Origin of the sequence: Methanomethylovorans sp., from assembly GCF_041305605.1 — an archaeon.
Lineage (GTDB): Archaea > Halobacteriota > Methanosarcinia > Methanosarcinales > Methanosarcinaceae > Methanomethylovorans.
This window is the reverse complement of the sequence record NZ_JBFYLB010000011.1, coordinates 20,447-29,586: the sequence shown is the minus strand read 5'-3', so window position 1 is coordinate 29,586 and position 9,140 is coordinate 20,447. Positions and strand designations below refer to the sequence as shown.

8 protein-coding genes are annotated in these 9,140 nt (G+C 44.6%); 4 read left to right on the top strand and 4 right to left on the bottom strand.

All coding sequences use genetic code 11. The features are described from left to right. The first annotated feature begins 228 nt into the window (after positions 1-228). The 4 genes from oadA to ACCM36_RS00790 all read left to right on the top strand — a co-directional run bounded on the left by oadA (position 229) and on the right by ACCM36_RS00790 (position 5,040). A complete protein-coding gene (oadA, locus tag ACCM36_RS00805) occupies positions 229-1,956 on the top strand; it encodes a sodium-extruding oxaloacetate decarboxylase subunit alpha (protein ID WP_370571799.1) in 1,728 nt (575 codons plus the stop codon). Positions 1,957-1,965: 9 nt separating this feature from the next. Further along, positions 1,966-3,456, top strand: a complete 1,491-nt coding sequence (locus ACCM36_RS00800; RefSeq protein ID WP_370571798.1) for an acetyl-CoA carboxylase biotin carboxylase subunit — start codon at positions 1,966-1,968, stop codon at positions 3,454-3,456. A gap of 31 nt (positions 3,457-3,487) precedes the next feature. Further along, the gene (locus tag ACCM36_RS00795) at positions 3,488-4,465 is read left to right on the top strand and encodes a biotin--[acetyl-CoA-carboxylase] ligase (protein WP_370571797.1); all 978 of its coding nucleotides are present in this window, start codon (positions 3,488-3,490) and stop codon (positions 4,463-4,465) included. Between the two features lie 62 nt (positions 4,466-4,527). Next, positions 4,528-5,040, top strand: a complete 513-nt coding sequence (locus ACCM36_RS00790; protein WP_370571796.1) for an S-layer protein domain-containing protein — start codon at positions 4,528-4,530, stop codon at positions 5,038-5,040. A gap of 17 nt (positions 5,041-5,057) precedes the next feature. Here the strand turns inward: ACCM36_RS00790 and ACCM36_RS00785 are convergent, their stop codons facing one another. From ACCM36_RS00785 to ACCM36_RS00770, 4 genes are all read right to left on the bottom strand, one after another. Further along, positions 5,058-5,978 (bottom strand): coiled-coil protein, encoded by a 921-nt coding sequence (locus tag ACCM36_RS00785; RefSeq protein WP_370571795.1) that lies wholly within the window; start codon positions 5,976-5,978, stop codon positions 5,058-5,060. Then, positions 5,975-6,607 carry a hypothetical protein gene (locus ACCM36_RS00780; RefSeq protein WP_370571794.1) on the bottom strand — a complete coding sequence of 211 codons (633 nt, stop codon included), beginning with the start codon at positions 6,605-6,607 and terminating at the stop codon, positions 5,975-5,977. Before ACCM36_RS00780 ends, ACCM36_RS00785 begins: the two co-directional genes overlap by 4 nt. Before the next feature lie 69 nt (positions 6,608-6,676). Continuing rightward, positions 6,677-6,967 (bottom strand): DUF424 domain-containing protein, encoded by a 291-nt coding sequence (locus ACCM36_RS00775; RefSeq protein WP_370571793.1) that lies wholly within the window; start codon positions 6,965-6,967, stop codon positions 6,677-6,679. A gap of 10 nt (positions 6,968-6,977) precedes the next feature. Further along, the gene (locus tag ACCM36_RS00770; protein ID WP_370571792.1) at positions 6,978-9,068 is read right to left on the bottom strand and encodes a minichromosome maintenance protein MCM; all 2,091 of its coding nucleotides are present in this window, start codon (positions 9,066-9,068) and stop codon (positions 6,978-6,980) included. Positions 9,069-9,140: the final 72 nt, after the last annotated feature.

Here is a 9,140-nt window from a genome sequence, read left to right as displayed (position 1 = left end):
GTATGTTCAAACCCTATATTTAGTATTCATTTTGGTCACCGTGAAATTTGGTGGGCATAACCACGATTGCATTTATGTTTATGCGATAAATAGCACTATTGAAGCTGTATAACCAGAAACTAAATATGATACCATGGAGTATTAAGTACAATTTTAGCTTGAGCTACACATGAATAAAGCTCACTTACATTTATAAGATTTAGTTCATTTATGTCCCAGAGGTGTCACATGAAAGTAAAAATAACAGAGACCGTCCTGCGAGATGCACACCAATCGCTCATAGCTACCCGCATGCGCACCCGCAACATGCTACCTATAATGGACAAACTGGATCAGGTAGGGTATTATTCCCTTGAGATGTGGGGAGGTGCCACATTTGATACCTGTATCAGATACCTGAACGAGGATCCGTGGGAAAGGCTGAGGTCACTAAAAAAACAAATGCATAATACTTATGCTCAGATGCTACTTCGGGGACAGAACCTTGTGGGCTACAGGCACTATTCGGATGATGTTGTTGAGAAATTCGTTCAAAAGGCCTATGAAAATGGTATAGATATTTTCAGGGTATTCGATGCTGTCAACGATATTCGTAATATGGAGAAAGCCATATCTGTAGCCAAGAAAGAAGGAGCACATGTTCAGGGTACTATATGTTACACCATAAGCCCGGTCCACACCGTGGAAAAATACGTGGAACTGGCAAGAGACCTCGCTGAGCATGACTGTGATTCATTGTGTATCAAGGATATGGCGGGACTTATCTCCCCTCATCAGGCCTATGAGCTTGTAAAGGCAATCAAAAAGGAGGTAAACCTACCGGTAGATCTGCATTCTCACTGTACTTCCGGTATGGCACCCATGAGTTACATGGCAGCATGCAGGGCTGGTGTGGATATACTGGATACGGCCGTTTCTCCCCTGGCCTGGGGAACATCTCAGCCCCCCACTGAGTCCATAGTAGCTGCTCTGGCAGAGACAGAGCGTGCCACTGGTTTGGATATAGAGCTGATAACAGAGGTCGCAGAATATTTCAAAAAGATAAAAGATGAGTTGAGGTGCGTCCTTAATCCAATATCCGAACAGATTGATACCAACGTGCTGGTATATCAGATACCGGGTGGAATGCTCTCTAACCTAGTATCTCAGCTTAAAGAACAGAATGCTCTGGATAGATACAAGGATGTGCTCAAGGAGATGCCACGGGTTCGTGCAGAGCTGGGCTATCCCCCTCTTGTGACCCCTACGAGTCAGATAGTTGGTACCCAGGCGGTGCTTAACGTGCTCATGGGCGAACGTTACAAGGTGATCCCTAAGGAAGTTAAGGACTATGCACGCGGACTGTATGGCAGGCCACCTCATAAGATCGATGAAGACATCCTGGTAAAGCTCATACAGGACGAAGAGCCTATCACCTGCCGCCCTGCTGATCTGCTTGAACCGGAATACGAGAAGATGAAAGCTCAGGCTGAGAAACTGGGACTCGTCAAGAAGGAAGAAGATATTCTTACTTACATATTATATCCTGCGATCGCACCTGCTTTCCTGAGGGGTGAATCAAAGGAAGAAGAACTTGTACCCATTATAACAGAAACCCACCCGTGTGCAGTTTCCAGCACTCAGAGAATACCCACAGAATTCAAGGTGGAAGTAGATGGTGACGTGTTCAATGTGAAGGTCCATCCGGTGGATGGTTCCCTCACAGTGACAGAAAGGTCTGAGAAGCCATCTGCAAAATCGATTCCGGGAGCAGTTACAAGTCATATGCAGGGCATGGTCCTTTCGATCAAGGTTTGTGTAGGTGACTCTGTGGAGGAAGGTGACACTATATGTGTCATAGAAGCCATGAAAATGGAAAATGCTATACATGCGCCACACAGTGGAGTTGTTAAAGAGATATTCTTCGGGGAAGGAGATTCCGTTTCCTCCGGGGATGTACTGATGGCGATCGAATAAGGAGGTCCCATGTTCAATAAAGTACTTATTGCGAACAGAGGTGAAATAGCCATCCGGGCAATGCGCGCCTGCAGGGAGCTGGGCGTGAAAACGGTTGCCGTATATTCCGAGGCGGATAAGAATGCTCTCTTTGCAAAGTATGCCGATGAAGCATATCTTATAGGTCCCGCACCTTCCAGTCAGAGTTATCTCAATATGGAAAAAATACTCGATGTAGCTGAGAAGACCGGTTCCGAAGCTATTCATCCGGGATACGGTTTTCTCTCAGAGAATCACGTATTTGCATCCCAGTGTGAAAAAGCCGGAGTAGTTTTCATAGGCCCCCCGGGCAAGGTCATTAAAAAAATGGGCAGTAAGATAGAGGCCCGTAAGACCATGAGCAAAGCAGGAGTTCCTGTAGTCCCGGGTACGGAAAATGCCATCTCAGATGTGGATGAAGCTGCCGATATCGCGGAAGATATCGGCTATCCTGTAATAATAAAGGCATCTGCAGGTGGTGGTGGCATTGGGATGAAGATCGTGCATTCCAGAGAAGAATTTGCCAACGCTATCGCTTCCATTCAATCTGTTGCGAAATCTGCCTTTGGTGATCCAACTGTATTTATCGAGAAATACCTGGATGAACCAAGGCATATAGAGTTCCAGCTGCTGGCTGACAGGTATGGAAACACTGTACATTGTAATGAGAGAGAATGCTCCATACAGCGCAGGCATCAAAAACTGATCGAAGAGGCTCCTTCTCCGATCATTACCGAAGAAATGCGTGAACTGATGGGAGGAGCTGCGGTCAAAGGAGCCAAGTCAATAGGATATGAGAATGCAGGCACTATGGAGTTCCTGTATTCCAAAGGTCAATTCTATTTCCTTGAAATGAACACACGCTTGCAGGTAGAGCATACGATTACAGAGCTTATCACGGGTCTTGACCTTGCTAAAAAACAACTATACATCGCCGCAGGTGAGGAATTGGCATATTCCCAGGAAGATATTCCACTCAGAGGCTGGGCCATAGAGTGCAGGATAAATGCTGAAGACCCGCTTAACGATTTTGCTCCTTCTCCGGGAAAGATACGCAGATACAGGTCTTCTGGCGGGCCAGGTGTGCGTGTGGATAGCGGTGTTCATATGGGATACACTATTTCCCCATATTATGATTCGATGATCTCGAAACTTAGTGTATGGGCACCTACGCGTATGGAAGCTATACACCGGATGGACAGGGCACTTTATGAATATGTAGTTGTGGGGGTCACAACTAACATACCATTCCATAAGGCAGTGATAAGGCATGAGCAGTTCCGCAAAGGTAACCTTACGACTCATTTCATAGAAGACAATTCCATAATCAGAGATGTGGAAAGAGTGGTAAAGGAAGATTCGGAAAAGGGCGCTACACTTGCATCCGCACTTGAGAACAAGCCGACAAAAGTAGCTGCGGTCACTGCAGCCGTAGAGTCGTATATACATGCGGCAAAGAACCAATTTAGCAACACAGAATGATTTCGATAAAGATGTTTATTGGTGGGATAAAGTGAGCAATAATTTAGCTGAGATCATGCGAATATTAAAAGAAGCTGATGGAAAACCTGTTTCCGGTGAGGAACTTGGAGAAAAGTTAGGGGTCTCCAGGGCCATGGTCTGGAAGTATATCAGCTCTCTGAAGGAAGGGGGATATGAGATAGAATCATCTCCTAAAACGGGATACGTGTTAAAGGTAGTGCCGGATATGCTTTACCCTGAAGAGATCAAAAGCGGATTAAGTACGACTTTGATAGGGAATAATATCTTTTACTTTGCAGAACTGGAGTCCACTAACAGTTTTGCTAAGGAAATGGCAAGGGAAGCAGAAGAAGGGACAGTGGTGATAGCTGAGGTCCAGAAAAAAGGTAGAGGGCGGCTGGGAAGAAACTGGCAGTCCCCAAAAGGGGGGATCAACCTTTCTGTCATACTTAAACCAAATATCCAGCTTGATCATGCAGCAAGGCTCACGCTTATGACAGGGCTTGCCGCAGCAAATACCATTCGTTCTCTTGGGCTGGATGCCCGTATAAAATGGCCTAATGATGTACTTATCAAAGATAAAAAGGTATGTGGCATACTCACAGAAGTGGATGCTGAAATGGAACAGATCGATTACGTTATCATTGGAATAGGCATCAATGCTAATGTTAACGTGGATGAGTTCCCGCCAGGGATACGTGAAAATGCGACAAGCCTCCAGAAAGAGCTTGGTGCAGAGGTCAACAGGGTCGAATTTGTACAGCGATTGTTATACGAACTCGAACAGCAGTATATAAAGTTCAAGACACAGGAATTTTCCGCGATCCTTAGTGAGTGGATCAATCTATCTGATACTATTGGCAAGGATGTCACAATAATGACCCCTTCGCGGATGGTTGAAGGCAAAGCTGTAGGAATCACTGATACGGGAGCTATCTCGGTCAGGACAAAAGATGGAAAAAGGGTAAACCTTATTGCTGGTAGATGTGTGTATACACGTACTAGATGAAAGACTTATCCATGTGGGTAGGCAAATGTCTATCTGCACTGTTATTGGCTCTAATTATATGTATGTCGGCAGCTATGGTGTTGCCTGCTCAGGCGTCGCTGATAGTAGAAGATGTGCTTGTAAATGATACGAGTATATATCTTCTTACAGGCAACACCTGGCATTTTTATCAGGGATACAATTTCTCCATAAAGAGTGTAAACCAGGAAGCTGACAGTGTATGGCTTGAATTGTCATCAGGAAATACAATGTTGAAGAGTCAAATCCTTGGAGAGGGTGACACTTTTACATATGAGAAGAATGGAAGGACAATACTAAGCATTACTGTAAATAGTATTTATGCAGGTGATGAGGAAGAACTGGTTGCTTTTTCACCTGTGTTCCAATATATGGATGGAGATCTTCCGGAACCTGCCATACCAGAAGATGAGAGCGATGAAGGGCAGAATAACACATCGAAAGACAATACTTCAATAGGGACAAATGGAATTGAAGGTTTCAGTCTGAGTATAACTCTCCCAGTTATAGCGGCTACTGCCACCTTGATGCTAATGCTTAGAAAAAAAGGTAATTGAGAGAACAAAGGAACCTGTCACAGTTCCAAGTCCCCGTTCTCCATAAGCACTTTCAGGTCTTGAAGGCTCATCTTTCCGGTCTTTTGCAGCTTTTCTTTGGCAACTACCCTTTGTTCCTGCTGTTTCTTCTCATCCTTTACAAGCTGGATATCATTCAATTTCTCAAGATAGCCATTTAGTTCATCCCTAAGCTGTGAGATCCTTAGTTTGAGAGGGTCTATCCTGGCTCTGAGGGGCTCCGTAACCCCAAATTTCTCTTTGATCTGGGCATGGCAGAGATCCGCATCTTTGCGCATCTCATCCACTTTCTTGTATAGTTCGATCATTTCCACATGATACTTTTGTGAAATATCAGCAAGTTCTTTAATAGTAGAACCTATATTTTCTCCAGGTTCAGCTTGTTGAGACATGGTAGCATCGTAAGTTTCCTGGATCTTCCGATGCACCTCATCTGCTTTCATGGCAGCTCTCAGGCGTTCGTCAAGCTGTAGCAGTCTGCCAAAGACATCTATCTCATGTTGCAGGGGAACGTCTGCATTAAGGAAAGTATCAAGTTCTGCAGAGTATGCTTTAGAAATAATATCAACAGTTCCTCTTGAAACCTGGTTCAGCATATCCCTTTCAGCTTTCAGCTTTGAAATTTCATCCGAGGCCTGCTGGCTTGCTGATATCCTGGCATTTTTCACATTTTTCAGTTCAGATATCCTGGCATTTACCTCATCCCTTTTTTCTTTTAGCTCCCTGGCCTTTGCGACCATTTGCTTGACCTGAGAGTTCAAACCGTCCCTCTTTTCCTTGAGTTCTCCCATATTGGTGCGGTGAAGGCGCAGTTCATTGAACAGGGATCTGAGTTCCCTCTCGTCATGGGTTATCTGAGTTCGCAGCTCATTAACCTTTAACTTCAGGTCCTTCTCTGAAATGGATGATGCATCCGTCATACTGTGGTCACCTCTTTCTCTGCATTTTTAAGGCTTTCCCAGTACTTTAAAGCCTCTTTATGGCTCTGTACCCTTTTTTCAAGCCATGAATGTCTTGGTTTTGCTTTGCTAAGCTCATCCTCATGGAGCTTTTGATCATCGGTCAAAGTACTCTCTATACCATATATTGATATAAGTTCCTCATGGGATGCAACTGCTTCTTCGATCTTGGACTTAATGGATGATTTACTTTCCGAAAGTTCTCCGATGGAAAGGGCTGACAAGATGGATGCAACAACAGTTTTTTCTTCATCTCCGGAGGAAAGTGATTTTGCTTTTAATATATTATCACGTATTGTATTGACATCCTTCTGCTGCATGCCCGATTCAATTAACTTTTCCAGTGTCATTTCTGCCTGATGGTAAAGCTGCTGGCGTTTTTCTTTGAGCACATCTATGCGTTCAAGTATTTCCTCATGTTTTTTCTTAGTATCTTCTATTCCCCGAGAGTAAGAAGAGAACCTCGTATCGAGCTCTTCAAATTCAAAATTATACTTTTCTAACATCTTATTGTGTTTTAGGATCACTGCATCGATAAGACCTTCACGGTCAATTAAAGCAACCCCTACACCATCTCCTTCGGCAGTCATTCATTTATCTCCAACTAGATTGTATCTCGTGATATTTATTCACAACAACATATATAAAAATCGTTCGCATCATATTCGGAATACCTGAGCATGTGGCACACCATTTATGTATATTACACTTTGTGGACTCACCACACCGCAGTCAATAGCACACTGAACACATCTTTCCCCAAAAAGGTTAGCCGTAGTTGCATTCTTTAGAGCTTTTTCAACGCTCTCTGCATCAACGATTTCCCCGCAAAAGAACCCTTCATTAACTGTTACTGTCATATTGCCTTCCTTTAAGGTCTTTCCAAGGATCTCCTTGTCACATATGGCAACAACAACAGTGCTACCGGAACTATGGACCTTCAGATACATCAATTATTCCTCACACAAGTTTCACACTATCATGATCTGGCTTCATCAGATCTCCAGACCTGCGCATTTTGGCGATCATTTCTTCTGCATGAGCTCTGTCAATACCTTCTATAGCTGCTTCTGCATAGATCTCTTCAAGAGGCGCTTTACCAGCCGGATGCCTGCTGCCCACTTGCCGGATGATCTCCTTGACCACTTTAATCTTATCTCTCTGGCTCTTGCTGGTGCCGGATGCTATTATATCTACATCGAAAGCACCTGTGGATGGATCGACACCTACTTGTTTCATGCAAGAATATACTATTTTGGTCGTACGCTTTGCATCGTCCATAGTAACAACACTGCTAAGACGTACTCTGGCACTTGCTTCTGCAAGTCTCACAAGGGCCTCCAGCTGTCGGGCAGTTACAGGGATCGGGGCATCCTTACCTTCTCCCATCTTACGCAGATCCATGTAGAACTTCACCAGATGGTCCCTTGCGTCTTCTTCCATCACAGGGAAAATATTCCTGCGTGAATATGCCACGTATTTTCTCATAAGGTCCGGGTCTATATCGGGAATGACTATCTCCATCTGTTCATCTACCTGTTCCTGGGTCACTTTGCTTGTGGGCATTTTTTTTCTCTGCTCTGAAAGTTCACCTGCGTAGTGGGACTTCAGGATGTGTCTGGCAATACGTGTGTCCTTTTCCTCGTTGGGGGTATCCAGAAGCACGAAGATCATGTCGAACCTGGACATAAGTGCCGGGGGCATATTTATTTGCTGGGCTATGCCTTCATACCTGTCGAAACGTCCGTACTTGGGGTTGGCGGCACCAAGGAGTGCACATCGGGATTTCAATGTGGCAAGGATACCGGCCTTCGCAATGGATATCGTTTGTTGCTCCATTGCCTCGTGAAGTGCACTCTTGTCCTCAGAACGCATTTTGTCCATTTCATCCACTGCGGCAATACCCATGTCAGCCATAACAAGTGCACCGGCTTCCAGCGTCCAGCGGCCATCTCCCATTTCATCCTTCACGGCAGCTGCAGTAAGACCGCTGCTTGAGGCACTTTTTCCTGAAGCGAATACGCCTCTGGGTGCAAGCTTCACCATATAACGAAGAAGCTGACTTTTTGCCACACCCGGGTCACCTACGAACAGCATGTGGATATCTCCCCTTATTCTTGATCCGTCAGGAAGGTGCTTTGGAACACCGGAAAATAGCTGCAGGGCCAAGGCTTCCTTCACTTCTTCAAGACCATAGATCGAAGGTGCAATGGACTGGATTATCTTGTCATATATGTGTGGGTCCTGGCTCATTTCCTGGATAATGGCTTCCTCTTCTGAGGTTATCTGCAGTTCATCGAACTCTTTATCCACATTTTCAATGGAATTTGCATCCAGTACGAGGTCATAGAAAGGAGATTTACCCTCACGGGTGGTACGTTGATGGGAACGGAGAACTCCATTAATGACGATCCTGTCACCAGGTTTTACTATACCTGCAAGATCTTCTTCCACATCCACATCCAGACTTTGTGGCTGTGTTCCTCCTCTTAGGTTCTCTGGTGATTCCTGTATCTGCAGTTTCTGGGCATCCACGAATAGGGATTGCTCCATAAGTATCTTGAAAGGTCCTCTCTTACCACATGTATCGTGTTCGCATTCCAGAGGTTCAATGAATTTCATCTCTGTTTGTGGCACGAAAGTAACATGTTCACATCGCATGCACATAAAGGCAGCATTTATTATCTTGGGGCGAACTTCAGTGGCTTTGCGGATCATGCCCTCAATAGCAATGAATTTCATCAGATTCTTACTTCTCAGATCTCTGATCGGTATCTTGCCGGGAACCTTTTCGAACCTGACCTTTGCTTTATCAAGTGTTTTATCGATTGGCAGATCTATTTCCTGCAAGGCCTTATCTGCAGAAGGCAACACTTCGGAAGGTTGCTCTAACAGTTCTGCAGCCAGTTCTCTATCGAAGATCTCAAGGTTTGAAAAATCAACTGTAAGACTCCGCTGTTCAGGGTATTCGTTAGCAAGCTGAAGAATATCGTCCCAATAGTATTGCTTGAGGAATACCTTGAAGTTATCTTCCCATTTTATTTCTGTCATATCTTTCTCAAAGTTAGCTGCGCAGATCTAGTCTCGGCACCAACCATAGTTTTTAATTTATATCAATATTTC